The sequence below is a fragment of the Micromonospora humi genome (assembly GCF_900090105.1).
GTDB lineage: Bacteria > Actinomycetota > Actinomycetes > Mycobacteriales > Micromonosporaceae > Micromonospora > Micromonospora humi.
In genome coordinates, this window is sequence record NZ_FMDM01000008.1 from 39,054 (window position 1) to 56,618 (window position 17,565).

The 17,565-nt window shown below is 76.5% G+C and carries 2 protein-coding genes; one reads left to right on the top strand and one right to left on the bottom strand.

The genetic code is table 11. The features are described from left to right. Positions 1-15: 15 nt before the first annotated feature. Entirely contained in the window at positions 16-1,236 is a 1,221-nt protein-coding gene (locus GA0070213_RS16805; RefSeq protein ID WP_091064510.1) for a cytochrome P450, read from the bottom strand. A gap of 217 nt (positions 1,237-1,453) precedes the next feature. On the opposite strand from GA0070213_RS16805, the gene GA0070213_RS31895 reads away from it, so the two are divergent. Then, entirely contained in the window at positions 1,454-17,554 is a 16,101-nt protein-coding gene (locus tag GA0070213_RS31895) for a type I polyketide synthase (protein WP_245716424.1), read from the top strand. Positions 17,555-17,565 lie beyond the last annotated feature (11 nt).

Sequence of the window (17,565 nt, forward strand, 5' to 3'; positions counted from 1 at the left end):
CCCTCGTCGTGCCGGTCAGTCGGCGTACGTGAGGCGCAGTGGCAGGCTGCGCAGGCCGAGCAGGAACGTGAAGTGCGAGTACCACGGCAGCTCGGTGGTGGCCAGCTCGATCGAGGAGTAGCGCCGCAGCAGCTCCTCGAACGCGATCACCACCTCCATCTTGCCGAGCGTCGCGGCGATGCAGTAGTGCGGGCCGGAGCCGAAGATCAGCGGCGACGTGCCGGTCCGGGTCACGTCGAGCCGCTCCGGGTCCGGATACCTGCGCGGGTCGTGGTGCGCGGCGCCGAGCACGATGAAGACCGACGCCCCGGCCGGGATGGTGACGTCACCGACCTCGACCGGCGCGATCGTCTGCCGGGCCATGATCTGCACCGCGGAGTTGTGCCGGGACAGCTCGTCGAAGGCGCGCTCGATCAGCTCCGGCTGCTCCCGCAGCAGCCGGAGCTGGTCCGGGTTCTGCAACAGCGACACCATGCCGTTGCCGATCACGTTCACCGACGTCTCGTGCCCGGCGTTGAACAGCACCAGGATCTGCGCGGCGATGTCCTCGTCGCTGAGCCGGTCACCCTTGGCGTCCGGCTCCAGCAGGATCGACAGCAGGTCGTCGCGCGGCTCGGCTCGGCGCTCCGCGAGCCGCTCGGCGATGTACGCGCTGAACTCCGGGACCGCCTCGTTCATCCGCCGGCGCATCCGGGGCGTGACCATCGGGTCGACCACGTCGGCGATGGTGTTCGTCCACTGCCGGCACCGGTCGGCGTCCGCCAGGGGAATGCCCACCAGCTCGCACACGACGACGACCGGCAGCGGCAGCGCGAGACCGGCGATCAGGTCCGCCTCGCCCTCGCCCATCTCGTCGATCATCTCGTTGACCAGCGCCCGGATCCGCGGGCGGAGCCGGGCCATGGCGGCCGGCGACAGCGCCCGGGACACCATCCGGCGCAGCCGACGGTGGTCGCCGCCGCCACGGGTGAGCATCCACCGGCGTGCGCTGGCGACGACCGGGCTGTCCGGCCCGCCGCGCACCCGTGCCCACTGTGGATCGTCGGTGAAGTCGGTGCTGACCCCGGGGGAGCGGAGCACCGCGTCGCACTCGTCGTAGCCGGTGACCACCCAGTAGCCCAGGGGTGAGCGGTGCACCGGCTCGCGTTCGCGGACCCGCCGGTAGTAGCCGTAGCGGTCGTCCTGCAGCGCGGGGTCCCGCAGGTCGAAGAGCAGCCTCGTCCCAGCAGTCGTCATGGTGGTCGCCGATCTGTCGGATGTGCGGTCACTGTCGCCAGCGCCGCGCCCGCCTCGCAACCCCTGACCTCACCGACGACGCCGCAGGTTGAAGGGTGCCGTCCGGCCCGGCTAGGGGTGTCCGGCGCCGAAGGCCGCCGTTAGCGTCAGCCATGGCCGATCCGGCCTGGTCATGGCCCCGCCAGGCGCACTCCGTCGCAAAATGAGGTCCTCACTGATGGCTGACAACGACACGCTTCGCGACTATCTGAAGCTGGTCACCACTGACCTGCACCGGGCGCGCCAGCGCCTGCGGGAGGTCGAGGACGGCGGCCGGGAACCCATCGCCATCATCGGGATGAGTTGCCGCTACCCCGGTGGTGCCGGCTCACCCGACGACCTGTGGGACCTGGTGGCGCAGGGGCGGGACGGGATCGGTCCGTTCCCGACCGACCGCGGCTGGGACCTCGGCCGCCTCTTCGACGCCGACCCGGACCGCCCGGCCAGCAGCTACGTGCGCGAGGGCGGCTTCATCGACGGCGCCGGGGACTTCGACCCGGCGTTCTTCGGCATCTCGCCCCGCGAGGCGGTCGCGATGGACCCGCAGCAGCGGATCCTGCTGCAGTCCACCTGGGAGGCGATCGAGCGGGCCGGCATCGACCCGACGTCGCTGCGCGGCAGCCGCACCGGGGTCTTCGCCGGCACCAACGACCAGAACTACCTCGCGCTGTTCGGCAACGCCGGCTCGGACAGCGAGGGCTACCTGCTCACCGGCGGCGCCACCGCCGTCGTGTCCGGCCGGATCTCCTACGTGCTGGGCCTGGAAGGCCCGGCGCTCACCGTGGACACCGCGTGCTCCTCGTCCCTCGTCGCGTTGCACCTGGCGTGCCAGTCGCTGCGGCAGAACGAGTGCTCCCTCGCGATCGCCGGCGGTGTCACGGTGATGGCCACCCCCGGCGTGTTCACCGAGTTCAGCCGCCAGCGCGGCCTGGCCGGCGACGGCCGCTGCAAGTCGTTCGCCGAGGCCGCCGACGGCACCGGCTGGTCCGAGGGCGTCGGCGTGCTTCTGGTCGAACGGCTCTCCGAGGCGCAACGCCTCGGCCACCCGATCCTCGCGGTGGTGCGGGGCAGCGCGGTCAACCAGGACGGGGCGTCCAACGGGCTGACCGCCCCGAACGGCCCCGCCCAGCAGCGGGTGATCCTGGAGGCGCTCACCAACGCCGGGCTCACCCCCGCCGACGTCGACGCGGTCGAGGGCCACGGCACCGGCACCACCCTCGGCGACCCGATCGAGGCCCAGGCGCTGCTCGCCACGTACGGCCAGGACCGCACCGGCGAGCCGCTCTACCTGGGGTCGGTCAAGTCGAACATCGGGCACCCGCAGGCCGCCGCCGGCGTCGCCGGCATCATCAAGATGGTCATGGCGCTGCGGCACGGCGTGCTGCCCGGCACCCTGCACCTCGACGAGCCGACCTCCCACGTCGACTGGGACGCCGGCCGCGTCGCCCTGCTGGCCGAGAGTCGGGACTGGCCGGAGACCGGCCACCCCCGCCGGGCCGGCGTCTCGTCGTTCGGGGTGAGCGGCACCAACGCGCACATCATCCTCGAACAGTCCCCGGCGCCGGCCGCCCCGGAGGCGGTCGAGGACACCGGGGGACCGGTGACGGTGCCGATCTCGGCGCGTACCGGCGAGGCGCTGCGCCGCCAGGCCGCCCGGCTGCGCGCCGCGGTGGACGCCGACCCCGCGATCCGGCCCGCCGACGTCGCCCACACGCTGGCCACCGCCCGGGCCGCGATGGCGCACCGGGCCGTCGTCCGGGCCGGCGACCGCGACGAGCTGCTGGCCGCGCTGGCCGCGGTCGAGTCCGGCGCGGAGCACGACGGCGTCGTCCGCGGCACGACCCGCGACGGCAAGCTGGCCTTCCTCTTCACCGGTCAGGGCGCCCAACGGATCGGCATGGGCACCGCCCTGGCCGCCGGGTTCCCGGTCTTCGCGGAGCACTTCGACGCGATCCGCGCCCGCTTCGACGGGCTCGCCGAGGCGCTCGGGTCCGAGGAGATCCACCAGACCGTCCACACGCAGGCCGCCCTCTTCGCCTTCGAGGTCGCGCTGGCCCGTCAGCTGGAGCACTGGGGCGTCGTCCCCGACCGGATGCTCGGCCACTCGGTGGGCGAGATCGCCGCCGCCCACGTGGCCGGCGTGCTCGACCTCGACGACGCCTGCACGCTCGTCGCCGCCCGAGGCCGGCTCATGCAGGCGCTCCCGGCCGGCGGCGCGATGCTGGCCGTGGCAGCCCCGGAGGCGGCGGTCCGCGCCGAGCTGGTCGACGGCGTGGACGTCGCCGCGGTCAACGGCCCGGCCGCCGTGGTGGTCTCCGGCGACGCCGACGCGATCGACGAGCTGGACGCCCGGTGGCGGGAGCGGGGCTGGCAGACCAAGCGGCTGCGCGTCTCGCACGCCTTCCACTCGCCGCGCATGGACGCCATGCTCGACGAGTTCCGGGCGGTGGCCGAGGGACTGACGTACGCCGCGCCGCGTGTCCCGGTGGTGTCCAACCTGACCGGTGAGCCGGTCGACCGGATGGACGCCGACCACTGGGTCCGGCACGTGCGCGGCACGGTCCGCTTCGCCGACGGGCTGGCCTGGCTGCGCGGGCGGGAGACCACCGCGTACCTGGAGATCGGCCCGGACGGTCCGCTCACCGCGCTCGCCGCCGAGCAGCTGGACGACGTCACCGCCGTCGCCACCCAGCGCCGCGACCGCCCCGAGGCCGCGACGCTGTGGTCCGCGCTGGCCACCGCGTACACCGGCGGGGTGCCCGTCGACTGGACCGCCGTCGACGGCGCGGCCGGCCGGACCGTCGCGCTGCCCACCTACCCGTTCGCGCGGCAGCGCTTCTGGCCGAAGCCGGCGCCGGGCTGGGGCGACGTCGGGGCCGCCGGCCTGGGCGTGACCGGCCACCCGCTGCTCGGCGCCGGCGTCATGCTGGCCGGCGGCGACGAGGCGCTGTTCACCGGCCGGCTGTCGGTGGCCAGCCATCCGGCGCTCGCCGACCACGTGGTGCTCGGCCGGGTCGTGCTGCCCGGCACCGCGCTGGCCGAGGCCGCCGTGCGGGCCGGCGACCAGGTCGGCTGCGGTGTCGTGCAGGAGCTGGTGCTCCAGGCGCCGCTGGTCGTGCCGGCCGACGCGGCCGTGCAGGTGCAGGTGCTGGTGGGCGCGGCGGACGCGGAGGGCCGCCGGGACGTCACCGTCCACTCCCGGGTGGCGGGCGCGGCGGCCGACGGCTGGCCCGAGGAGCCGTGGACCGTGCACGCGACCGGCGTGCTCGCCCCGGCCGCGACGGCCACCCCGCCGCCGGCGGCGCCGGCCTGGCCACCGGCCGACGCCGAGCCGGTCGACGTGGCCGCGCTCTACGCGGGCTTCGACGCCGCCGGCCTGGCCTACGGCCCGGTCTTCCGGGGCATCCGGTCGGCCTGGCGGTCCGGCGACGAGATCCTCGCCGAGCTGCGCCTGCCGGCGGGCGAGGAGTCCGACGCCCGCCGCTACGGTGTGCACCCGGCCCTGTTCGACGCCGGCCTGCAGGCGCTGGCCGCCCGGGCGACGGCCGCGGACGGCTTCACCGGTCTCCCGTTCTCCTTCACCGGGGTCACCCTGCGGGCCACCGGCGCGACCACGCTGCGGGTCCGGCTTGTCCCGGACGGCGTGGACGCGGTCCGGCTGGACGCCTACGACGACACCGGCGCGCCCGTGCTCACCGTCGACCGGGTGCTGCTGCGCCCGATCGCCGGGGCGCAGTTCGCCACCCGGGTCACCGGCGCGGCGGCGCTGCTGCGGTTGGCCTGGTCCCCGCTGGCCGCCGAGGACACCCCGGCACCCCGCTGGGCCCAGCTCGACGGCGACCCGATCGGCGCCGGCGTTCCGGTCGGCGGCGACGCCGACGTCCTGCTGGTCCCGGTGGTCGGGTACACGCCGACCGCCGAGGGGGTCCGCGCCGCCACCACGCGCACGCTCGACCTGCTCGCCCGCCTCCGGGGGAGCGCGAGCCGCCTGGTCGTGGTGACCCGGGGAGCCGTCGCGGCCGAGCCGGGCGACCGGGTCACCGACCTGGCCGGCGCGGCCGTCTGGGGACTCGTCCGGTCGGCCCAGGCCGAGGACCCGGGCAGCGTCGTGCTGGTCGACCTGCCCGGCGGCCCGCTGGTCGCGCCCGACCCGCTGCCCGCCCTCGCGGCCGGGCTGGCCACCGGCGAGCCGCAACTGGCGATCCGGACCACCGGCCTGTACCGGGCCCGGCTGCGCCGGGTGGAGCCGGCCGCCGACCTCGTCCCGCCCGCCGGGACCGACCACTGGCGGCTCGCGCTGCCCGAGAACGGCACGCTCGACCAGCTCGCGCTCGTGCCGTCCGGCGCGGACGCGCCGCTGGCCCCCGGCCAGGTCCGCCTCTCGGTGCGCGCCGCCGGGCTGAACTTCCGCGACGTGCTGGCCGCGCTCGGCATGTACCCGGGCCGCGTCGACCTCGGCGCCGAGGTCGCCGGCGTGGTCCTGGAGGTCGCGCCGGACGTCGCCGCGCTGCGCCCCGGCGACCGCGTGTTCGGGCTCTGCCCCGCGTCGTTCGGCCCGGTCGCGGTGGCCGACCACCGGGTGCTCGCGCCGATGCCCGAGCGGTGGACGTTCGCCGAGGCGGCGTCCGTGCCGATCGTCTACGGCACCGCCCTGTACGGCCTGCACGACCTGGGCGCGCTCACCGCCGGCCGGTCGGTGCTGATCCACGCCGCGACCGGCGGCGTCGGCCTGGCCGCCGTGCAACTCGCCCAGCACCTCGGCGCCGAGGTCTTCGCCACCGCGAGCCCGGCGAAGTGGGACGTGCTGCGCGGGCTGGGCCTGGACGACGCGCACATCGCGTCGTCGCGGGACCTCGGCTTCGAGGCCGCGTTCGAGGGCGTCGACGTGGTGCTGAACAGCCTGGCCGGCGAGTTCGTGGACGCCTCGCTGCGGCTGCTGGCCGGCGGCGGCACGTTCGTCGAGATGGGCAAGAGCGACGTGCGCGACCCGGCGGCGGTGACCGCCGCCCACCCGGGCGTCACCTACCGCGCCTTCGACCTCATCGACGCCGGGCCGGCCCGGATCCGGGAGATCCTCGGCCGGCTGGTGGAGTTGTTCGCCGACGGCAGCCTGCGCCTGTCGCCGGTGCACGCCTGGGACGTCCGCCGGGCGCCCGAGGCGTTCCGACACGTCAGCCAGGCGCGGCACGTCGGCAAGGTGGTGCTCACCGTGCCCCGGCCGCTCGACCCGGCCGGCACGGTCCTGATCACCGGCGGCACCGGCCGGCTCGGCACCCTGGTCGCCCGGCACCTGGCCGCCGAGCACGGCGTCCGGCACCTGATCCTGGCCAGCCGGCGTGGACCCGGGGCGGTCGACCCGGGCGACGGCGTGCCGACCGGCGCCGAGGTGGTCGCCTGCGACGTGGCCGACCGGTCCGCCCTTGCCGCCCTGATCGACGGCATCCCCGCCGACCGGCCGCTGACCGGCGTCTTCCACGTCGCCGGCGTGCTCGACGACGGGGTCGTGTCCGCGCTGACCCCGGAGCGGCTGGACACCGTGCTGCGGCCCAAGGGCGACGCCGCCCTGCACCTGGACGAGCTGACCCGCGGCCTCGACCTCGCCGCCTTCGTCGTCTTCTCGGCGCTGGCCGGCACCGTCGGCAGCGCCGGGCAGGCCGGCTACGCCGCCGCCAACCACCTGCTCGACGCGCTCGTGCTCCGACGCCGCGCGGCCGGCCTGCCCGCCCAGGCGCTGGCCTGGGGTCCGTGGTCCGGCGGCGGCATGGTCGGGCAGCTCACCGACGGTGACCGGGCGCGCCTGGCCGCCGCCGGCTTCCCGCCGCTGACCGAGGCCGACGGACTCGCGCTGCTGGACGCCGCGCTCGCCGCCGCCGCACCGGCGCTGGTACCGACCGGGTTCGACCCGGCCGCGCTCTCCGCCCGCGCCGCCGACCTGCCCGCCGTACTGACCGAGCTGGCCCGCGCCCCGCAGCGCCGGGCGGCCGGCACCGGCCGCGACGCCGATCGGCCCCGGCTCGACCGGGCCGCCCTGCTGGAGCAGGTACGCGCCGACGCCGCCACGGTGCTCGGCCTGCCCGGCCCGCAGGCGGTCGAGCCGGACCGGCCGTTCAAGGAGATCGGCTTCGACTCGCTGACCTCGATCGAGCTGCGCAACCGGCTGCGCGCCGTGCTCGGCACGCGGCTGCCCGCCACGCTCGTGTTCGACCACCCGACCCCGGCGGCCGTCGCCGCCTTCCTCGACGCCGAACTGGGCGGGACCGCCGCCGAGTCGCCCGTTGTCACCCCGGTGCCGGTCGACCGGCCGGCCGACGACCCGATCGCCATCGTGGGCATGGGCTGCCGGTTCCCGGGCGGGGCGGACACCCCCGACGCGCTGTGGCGCATCGTCGCCGGCGGCGTCGACGCGGTCGACGCGTTCCCGGCCGACCGCGGCTGGCACGTCGAGCACCTCTTCGAGCCCGGCACCTCGTACACCTTCGAGGGTGGCTTCGTCGACGGCGTGGCCGACTTCGACGCCGGGTTCTTCGCGATCAGCCCCCGCGAGGCGGTGACCATGGACCCGCAGCAGCGGCTGCTGCTGGAGACGTCCTGGGAGGCGTTCGAGCGGGCCGGCATCGACCCGGAGACGCTGCGCGGCAGCCGTACCGGCGTCTACGTGGGCGCCGCCACCACCGGCTACGGCGTCGGCGACCTGCGGCTACCCGAGGGCTCCGAACCGCACCTGCTCACCGGCACGGCGACGAGCGTGGTCGCCGGCCGGATCTCCTACACGTTCGGCCTGGAGGGCCCGGCGGTCACCGTGGACACCGCCTGCTCGTCCTCGCTGGTGGCGCTGCACCTGGCGGCCGAGGCGCTGCGGCACGGCGAGTGCGACCTGGCGATCGCCGGCGGCGCCACCGTGATGACCACCCCCGGGATGTTCGTCGACAGCAGCCGCGGCGGCGCGCTCGCCCCGGACGGGCGGTGCAAGGCGTTCGCCGACGGCGCCGACGGCACCGGCTGGGGCGAGGGCGCCGGCGTGGTGCTGATCGAGCGGCTCAGCGACGCCCGCCGCCACGGGCACCCGGTCCTGGCGCTGGTCGCCGGGTCGGCGGTCAACCACGACGGGGCCAGCAACGGGCTCACCGCCCCGAACGGGCCGTCGCAGCAGCGGGTCATCGCCGCCGCGCTGCGGCACGCCGGCCTCACCGCCGCCGACGTGGACGCGGTGGAGGCGCACGGCACCGGCACCGCCCTCGGCGACCCGATCGAGGCGCAGGCGCTGCTGGCCACGTACGGCCGGGACCGCGCCGACGACGCCCCGCTCCGACTGGGCTCGATCAAGTCGAACATCGGGCACACCCAGTCCGCGGCGGGCGTCGCGGGGATCATCAAGATGGTGCTGGCGCTGCGGCACGGGCTGCTGCCCGCCACCCTGCACGTCGACCGCCCCTCGGCGCACGTCGACTGGTCGGCGGGCGGCGTCCGGCTGCTCACCGAGCCGGTGCCGTGGCCCGCCGCCGACCGGGTCCGCCGGGCCGGCGTGTCCTCGTTCGGCATGAGCGGCACCAACGCCCACGTGATCATCGAGCAGGCCCCGGCGGGCGCCGGGTCCACTGTCGACCGGGCCGGTGGCCCGTGGCTGCTCTCGGCCCGCACCGCCAAGGCCCTGCGGGCGCAGGCCGAGCGGCTGCGCGCCCACCTCGACGCCGAGCCCGACTGGCGGCCGGACGACGTGGCGTACGCGTTGAGCACCACCCGGGGCCGGTTGCCGCACCGCGCGGTGCTGTTCGCCGACGACCGGGACGGCTACGCCGGACTGCTCGACGCGCTCGCCGCCGACAGCGGCGCGCCCGGCCTGGTCCGGGGCGTCGCCGGTGCCGGCGGCAAGGTCGCCTTCGTCTTCCCCGGCCAGGGCCCGCAGTGGCTCGGCATGGCCGAGGGGCTGCTGGCGTCCTCGCCGGTCTTCCGCGCCTCGGTCGAGGCCTGCGACGCGGTGCTGCGTCCCCGGCTCGGCTGGTCGGTGGCCGACGTGCTGCGCGGCGCCGACCCGCAGCGGTCGCTCGACGACGTCGCGGTGGTCCAGCCCGCCCTGTTCGCCACCATGATCTCGCTGGCCGAGCTGTGGCGCGCCGAGGGCGTCGAGCCGGCCGCCGTGGTCGGCCATTCCCAGGGCGAGGTGGCCGCCGCCTACCTGGCCGGTGGCCTGACCCTGGACGACGCCGCCACGGTGATCGCCGTGCGCAGCCGACTGCTGGCCGAGCGGGGCGCCCAGATCGCCGGCGCGATGGTCGCGGTGTCGCTGCCCGCCGCCGACGTCGAGGCCCGGCTCGCCGACTACCCCGGCCTGGACGTCGTCGCCGTCAACGGTCCCCGGACCGTCTCGGTGGCCGGCGATCCGGAGACCGCCGACCGGCTGTTCGCCGACCTGACCGCCGAGGGCGTCCGGGTCCGCAAGATCCGCATTCCCGGCGCGGCCCACTCCTGGCACATGGACGTGCTGCGCGAGCCGGTGCTGGCCGAGCTGGCCGGCATCGCGCCCCGCGCCGGCGACGGCCCGGTGTTCTACTCGACCGTCACCGGCGGGCCGGTGGACACCGCCGACCTCGACGCGGCGTACTGGTACCGCAACATCCGGCAGACGGTGCGCTTCGCCGACGCGGTGCGGCAACTGCTGCGCGACGGGCACACCGTCTTCGTCGAGGCGAGCACCCACCCGGTGCTGGTGCACGCGGTGCAGGACGCCGCCGAGGACGCGAACGTCGAGGCGGTCGCCGTCGGGTCGCTGCGCCGCGAGGAGGGCGGCCTGGACCGCTTCCGCGCCTCGGTCGCCGAGGCGTACGCCCGGGGCGCCCGGTTCGACTGGACCGCGCTGCCCGCGCGGGCCGACGGCGCCGCGCCGCCGGTGCCGCTGCCCACGTACGCCTTCCAGCACCAGCGTTTCTGGCTCGAGCCGAACCCCGCGCCGGCCTCCACGGGCACCGCGCAGGACGCCGCCGAGGCCGGGTTCTGGGACGCGGTGGAACGCTCCGACCTGGCCCCGCTGATCGAGGCGCTCGGCGCCGACGGCGCCGACCGGATCGCCCCGGTGCTGCCGGTGCTGGCCTCCTGGCGGTCGCGGGAGCAGCGCCGCCGGACCGTCGACGGCTGGCGTTACCGCGTCGAGTGGCGACCGGCGCCGACCGGTGGCCCGGCCACGCTGTCCGGCCGCTGGCTGCTCGTCGCCCCGGACGGGGAACCGACGGCCGAAGAGATCGGCCGCCTGCTCACCGCGCACGGCGCCGAGGTGGTCACCGACGTCGACACGACGGACCTCGCCGGCATCGTGTCGCTGCTGGCGCTGGACGAGACCCCGCACCCGGACCGGCCGGACGTCACCCGCGGCACCGTCGGCAACCTGGCCCTGGTGCAGGAGCACGCCCGCGCGGACCGGGACGCGCCACTGTGGATCGTGACCCGGGGCGCGGTCAGCGTCTCCCCGGCCGACCGGATCACCGGCGCCACCCAGGCCCAGAGCTGGGGCCTGGGCCTGGTGGCCAGCCTGGAACAGCCCGACCGCGTCGGCGGCCTGATCGACCTGCCGCCGGAGATCGACGCCCGCGCGGCCGGCCGGATCGCCGCCGCGCTCGCCGGAATCGGCGACGAGGACCAACTGGCGGTCCGCGCCTCCGGCGTCCTGGCCCGGCGGATGGTGCGCGCCGCGCCGAACCCGAACCGCCGGCCCGCGCCGAGCCTGCGCGGCACGGTGCTGGTCACCGGCGGCACCGGCACCATCGGCGCCCACGTCGCCCGCCGGCTGGCCACCGCCGGCGCGCAGCGGCTGCTCCTGACCAGCCGCCGGGGCCCCGACGCGCCCGGCGCGGCGGAGCTGGCCGCAGAGCTCACCGAACTCGGCGCGCGGGTGCGGATCGTCGCCTGCGACGTGGCCGACCGCGACGCGCTGGCCGCGCTGCTCGCCGGCGTCGACGACACCGCCCCGCTGACCGCCGTCTTCCACGCCGCCGGGGTCGCCCAGTCCACACCGATCACCGACATCGACCCGGCCGAGCTGGCCGCCACCGTACGCGGCAAGGCGACCGGCGCCCGCAACCTCGACGAGCTGGCCGGCGACGACCTGGAGGCGTTCGTCGTCTTCTCCTCCGGCGCGAGCGTCTGGGGCGGCGGCGGCCAGGCCGCGTACGCCGCCGGCAACGCCTACCTCGACGCGCTCTGCCGGCAGCGGCACGAGCGCGGGCAGCCCGCGCTGGCGGTCTCCTGGGGCGGCTGGGAGGGCAGCGGGATGGCCACCGCCGACGCGGTCGCCCAGCTCGCCCGGCGCGGCCTGCGCCCGATGCCGCCGCAGCTCGCCCTGGCCGCGCTCGACCAGGCGATGGGCGAGCCGGAACCACACCTCACCGTCGCCGACATCGACTGGGAGCGCTTCGCGCCCAGCTACACCGCCGCCCGCCCGCGACCGCTCATCGACGAGATCCCGGAGGCCCGCGCCGGACGCGAGGCGGACCGGCCGGACGGCGCCGACGGCGAGACCGGCGAGTTCGCGGCCCGACTGACCGCGCTGCCGGCCGGCGAGCGCAAGCGGTTCCTCCAGGACCTGGTGCGCAACCTGGCCGCCGACACGCTCGGGCACACCGGGGTGGAGGAGATCGCACCCAACCGCGCCTTCCGGGAGCTGGGCTTCGACTCGGTCACCGCGGTCGACGTCCGCAACAAGCTGCGCGCCGCCACCGGCCTCCAACTGCCCACCACGCTCATCTTCGACTACCCGACCCCGGCGCTGCTCGCCGAGCACCTGCGCGCCGAGCTGCTCGGCGAGGCGCCGGCCGAGACCGTCGTGGCGGCCGCCAACGGCGCCGACGAGCCGATCGCCATCGTGGGGATGAGCTGCCGGTACGCCGGCGGCGTGCGGACCCCGGAGGAGCTGTGGGAGCTGGTGGTCAACGGCGTCGACGCGGTCGACCGGTTCCCCGACGACCGCGGCTGGGACCTCGACGCGCTCTACGACCCGGACCCCGACGCGCTCGGCGCCTCCTACGTCCGCGAGGGCGCGTTCATCTACGACGCCGGTGACTTCGACGCCGGGTTCTTCAGCATCAGCCCGCGCGAGGCGCTCGCCATGGACCCGCAGCAGCGGATCCTGCTGGAGACGTCCTGGGAGGCGATCGAGCGCGGCGGGATCAACCCGCAGACGCTGGCCCGCAGCCGCACCGGCGTCTTCGTCGGCACCTCGTTCCAGGGCTACGGCATGGGCGCGCACCTGGGCCTCGGCGCCACCGAGGGCTTCTTCCTGGCCGGCACCGGCACCGCCGCCGTCTCCGGCCGGGTGGCCTACGGGCTCGGGCTGGAGGGCCCGGCCGTCACCGTGGACACCGCCTGCTCATCGTCGCTGGTGGCGCTGCACCTGGGCGCCCAGGCGCTGCGGCAGGGCGAGTGCGACCTCGCGCTGGCCGGCGGCGTCGCCGTGCTGCCCACCCCGACCTCGTTCACCGAGTTCAGCCGCCAGCGCGGCCTGGCCCCGGACGGCCGCTGCAAGCCGTTCGCGGCGGCCGCCGACGGCACCGGCTGGGGCGAGGGCGCGGGCGTCGTCCTGCTGGAGCGCCTCTCCGACGCGATCCGCAACGGGCACCCGGTGCTCGCGGTGGTCGCCGCCACCGCGACCAACCAGGACGGCGCCTCCAACGGCCTGACCGCCCCCAACGGCCCCTCCCAGCAGCGGGTGATCGCGCAGACGCTGGCCAACGCCGGCCTGGAGCCGGCCGACGTCGACCTGGTCGAGGCGCACGGCACCGGCACCACGCTCGGCGACCCGATCGAGGCCCAGGCCATCATCGCGACGTACGGGCAGAACCGGCCGGACGACCGTCCGCTCTGGCTCGGCTCGGTGAAGTCCAACATCGGGCACACCCAGTCCGCGGCCGGCGTGGCCGGTGTGATCAAGGCGGTGATGGCCGTCCGGCACGGCGTGCTGCCGCCGAGCCTGCACGTCGACGAGCCCACCCCGCACGTCGACTGGGCACGCGGCGCGGTCCGGCTGCTGACCGAGGGACGGCCGTGGCCGTCCGGCGGCGGCCCACGCCGGGCCGGCATCTCGTCGTTCGGCGGCACCGGCACCAACGCGCACGCCATCGTCGAGCAGGCCCCGGAGCCCACCGGGACCGACGCCGGCGCGCCGGCGTCCCCGGCGCCGCTGGCCTGGCTGCTCTCCGGTCGCACCGAGGAGGCCCTGCGGGAACAGGCCGACCGGCTGCGCCGGCACCTCGCCGACCGGCCCGACGCCGGGCCCGGCCCGGTCGCCTGGTCGCTGGCCACCACCCGGGCCGCGTTCGAGCACCGCGCGGTGCTGTTCGGCGCCGACCGGGAGGACCTGCTGGCCCGGCTGGACGACGTGATCGCCGCCCGGCCCAGCGCCGACGTGGTCACCGGCACGGTGACCACCGGCGAGACCGTGTTCGTCTATCCGGGGCAGGGCAGCCAGTGGATCGGCATGGCCGCCACGCTGATGGACACCGCGCCGGTGTTCGCCGACGCGATCGACGAGTGCGCCCTGGCGCTCGCGCCGCACCTCGACTGGTCGCTCCAGGACGTCCTGCGTGACCGGCCCGACGCCGCCTCGCTGGAGCGGGTCGACGTCGTCCAGCCGGTGCTGTTCGCCGTGATGGTGGCGCTCACCCGGCTCTGGGAGTCGTGGGGCGTGGTGCCGGACGCCGTGGTCGGCCACTCGCAGGGCGAGATCGTCGCCGCCCACGTGGCCGGTGGCCTCAGCCTCGACGACGCCGCCCGGATCGTCGCGGTCCGCAGCAAGCTCGTCGGCGCGGTCGCCGGCACCGGCGGCATGGTCTCGGTGTGGCTGGGCGCCGGCCCGGTCGAGGAGCGGCTCGCCGCCCACCCCGACCTGTCGATCGCCGCGGTCAACGGTCCGGAGACCACTGTGGTGGCGGGAACGGTGGACGGCCTGGACCGCTTCGCCGACGCGTGCGCCGCGGACGGCGTACGGGTCAAGCGGATCGCCGTCGACTACGCCTCGCACAGCCCGCAGATGGACGCGCTGCGCGACGAGTTGACCGCCGCGCTCGCCCCGGTGCGCCCCGTCCCGGGCCGCATCCCGATGTGGTCCACGGTGGACGACGGTTGGGCCGACACCGGCACGATGGACGCCGGCTACTGGTTCCGCAACCTGCGCCGGCCGGTGCTCTTCGACTCCGCCGTGCGCGCCCTGGCCGCCGACGGCTACCACTTCTTCGTCGAGGCCAGTGCCCACCCGGTGCTCGCCATGGCGGTCCGCGCGACCCTCGACGAGGCCGACCCGGGCAGCCGCACGGCGGTCGTCGGCACGTTGCGCCGCGACGAGGGCGACCTGGCCCGGGTGCTGCGCTCGGCCGCCGAGCTGCACGCCCAGGGCGGCACGGTCGACTGGTCGGCCGCGCTGGCCGGGCACGCCGCACCGGTGGTACCGCTGCCCACGTACGCGTTCCAACGCAGCCGCTACTGGCTCACCCCGGCGCGTACCGCCGCGGCCGGTGACCTGAGCGGCGCCGGGCTGACCGACGCCGGCCACCCGTTGCTCGGCGCCGCCGTGGCGCTGGCCGACGGCGACGGGCTGGTGCTGACCGGCCGGCTCAGCGCCGGCGACCAGCGCTGGCTGGGCGACCACGCGGTGCTCGGGACCGTGCTGCTGCCCGGCACCGCGTTCGTCGAGCTGGCGTTGCAGGCCGGGCTGCGGGTCGGCGCCGCGGCGCTGGACGAGCTGACGCTGGAGGCGCCGCTGGTGGTCACCGAGCGGCAGGCGGTCCGGATCCAGGTCGTGGTCAGCCCGCCCGGGGAAACCGGTCGCCGCACCGTCGCGGTCTACGCCCGCCCGGACGCCGACACCGGCGACGGCGACGGCGTGGAGTGGACCCGGTACGCCAGCGCGACGCTCGCACCGACCGCCGACGAACCCGACTTCGACCTGCGGCAGTGGCCGCCGGCCGAGGCCGAGGCGGTGGACACGACCGGGTTCTACGACGACCTGACCGAGCGCGGCTACGGCTACGGCCCCGCGTTCCAGGGGCTGCGCGCCATGTGGAAGCGCGACGGCGAGGTCTTCGCCGAGGTCGCGCTCCCCGACGACGACGGGGACGACGCGGCCGGCTACGGCGTGCACCCGGCGTTGCTGGACGCCGCCCTGCACGGCATCGGGCTGCTGCGGTCGCTGCACCCGGCCGCCGGCGGCACCGGACCGCGCGGCGCCGAGCTGCCGTTCTCCTTCAGCGGCGTACGCCTCTGGGCCACCGGCGCGGACACCGTCCGGGTCCGGCTCGGCCTCTCCGAGCAGAACGGCATCGTGGTGCGGATCGCCGACGCGGCGGGCGCCCCGGTCGTCGCGGTCGACGCGCTCGCGGCCCGGCCGCTGCCGGCCTCGTTCGGCGCGTCCGGCCCGGCCCGGCCGACCACCCTCTACGAGCTGGACTGGAGCGACCTCGCGGTCACCCCGACCGATCCGGGTCACTGGTTGGTCGTCGGCGACGCCCCGCTGGCCGACCAGGTGCGCGCGGCGGGCGGGCGGATCACCACCTGCGCCACGTTCGACGACGTCCCCGGTCACTTCGACGGCGCCGACGACCCGGCCGTGGTGGTGGTCGCGCTGTCCGCGACCGACGACGACGGCGACGTCGTCGACCGGGCGGCGGGCTGCGTGCACGAGGCCCTGGCGCTGGCCCAGCGGTGGATCGGCGACGACCGGTTCGAACCGGCGCGCCTGCTCGTGGTCTCCCGGGGCGCGGTCGGCGCGAAGCCCGCGCTCGCCCCGGCGGCGGCCTGGGGGCTGCTGCGCTCGGCCCAGTCCGAGCACCCGAACCGCTTCGTCCTGCTCGACCTGGGCGCGGACGCCGACCTCACGCCGCTGCCCGCGGCGGTGTGCTCGGGCGAGCCGCAGCTGGCCGCCGCGGCCGGCCGGGTCCGCGCGGCCCGCCTGGTGCGCGTCGCGCCGGCCGACGGCGACACCGCCCCGGCCTTCGGGCCGCACGGCACCGTCCTGGTCACCGGCGGCACCGGCACGCTGGGCAGCGCGCTGGTGCGACACCTGGCGGGCGTGCACGGCGTACGCCACTTCCTGGTCACCAGCCGCAGCGGGGCCGACGCCCCGGGCGCCGCGGACCTGGTCGCCGACGTCGCCGCCCTGGGGGCCGAGGCGACGGTGGTGGCCTGCGACGCGGCCGACCGGGACCGGCTGGCCGAGGTGCTGGCCGCGATCCCGGCCGACCGGCCGCTCACCGGCGTGGTGCACGCGGTCGGCGTCCTGGACGACGGGGTGATCGCGGCGCTCGACCCCGGCCGGGTCGACCTGGTGATGCGCGGCAAGGCCCGGGGCGCGACGAACCTGCACGACCTCACCCGCGACCTCGACCTCACCGCGTTCGTGCTGTTCTCCTCGGCCGCCGGCACGTTCGGCGGGGCCGGGCAGGGCAACTACGCGGCCGCCAACGCGTTCCTCGACGCGCTGGCCCAGCGCCGCCGGGCCGACGGACTGGTGGCCAAGTCGCTGCCGTGGGGCCCGTGGGCGCAGCCGACCGGGATGACCGGCGCGCTCACCGAACTCGACGTGCGCCGGGTCGAACGGACCGGCCTGCGGCCGATGGAGACCGCGTACGGCATGACGTTGTTCGACGCGGCGGTGCGGCACCCCGCGCCGGTGGTGGTGCCGCTGCTGTTCGCCCAGGGCGCGTTGAGCGCGGCCACCGGGCCGCTGCTGCACCTGCTGCGCTCGCTGGTGCGTACCCCGGTGCGGTCCGCGGCCGGCCGCCCGGCGGAGAGCGACGGCCCGCCGCTGCGCGAGCGGCTCGTCGAGCTGCCCGACGAGGAGCGGCAGCGCGTCGTGCTCGACTTCGTCCGCACCCACGTCGCGGTCGTGCTCGGCTACCCGTCCGGCGGCGAGGTGCGCTCCGAACGGGGCTTCCTCGACCTCGGCATGGACTCCCTGACCGGCATCGAGCTGCGCAACCGGATCGCCGGCGTCACCGGCCTGCGGCTGCCCGCGACGCTGGTCTTCGACCACCCCACCCCGATGGCGCTGGCCCAGCACCTGCGGCTGGCGCTCGTGCCACCCGCCAAGCCGGCCGCCGAGGTCGCCCTGGAGGAGCTGGACCGGTTGGAGGCCGTGCTGGACGCGGTCGAGCCCGGTGACGACGCGCATGCACGTGTCAAGCGGAGGTTGCGCTCGCTCGTCGCCCGCCTGAACGGCGGGACCGAGGACACGGACGGCGAGCAGGACCTCGAGTCGGCGACGGCGGAGGAGCTCTTCGAGTTCCTCGACCGCGCGGTGTGAGCGACGGAAAG

Bases quoted from the DNA above. Each gene is read 5' to 3' on its own strand.
- GA0070213_RS16805 (WP_091064510.1), bottom strand. From the start codon at position 1,236: ATGACGACTGCTGGGACGAGGCTGCTCTTCGACCTGCGGGACCCCGCG.
- GA0070213_RS31895 (WP_245716424.1), top strand. From the start codon at position 1,454: ATGGCTGACAACGACACGCTTCGCGACTATCTGAAGCTGGTCACCACT.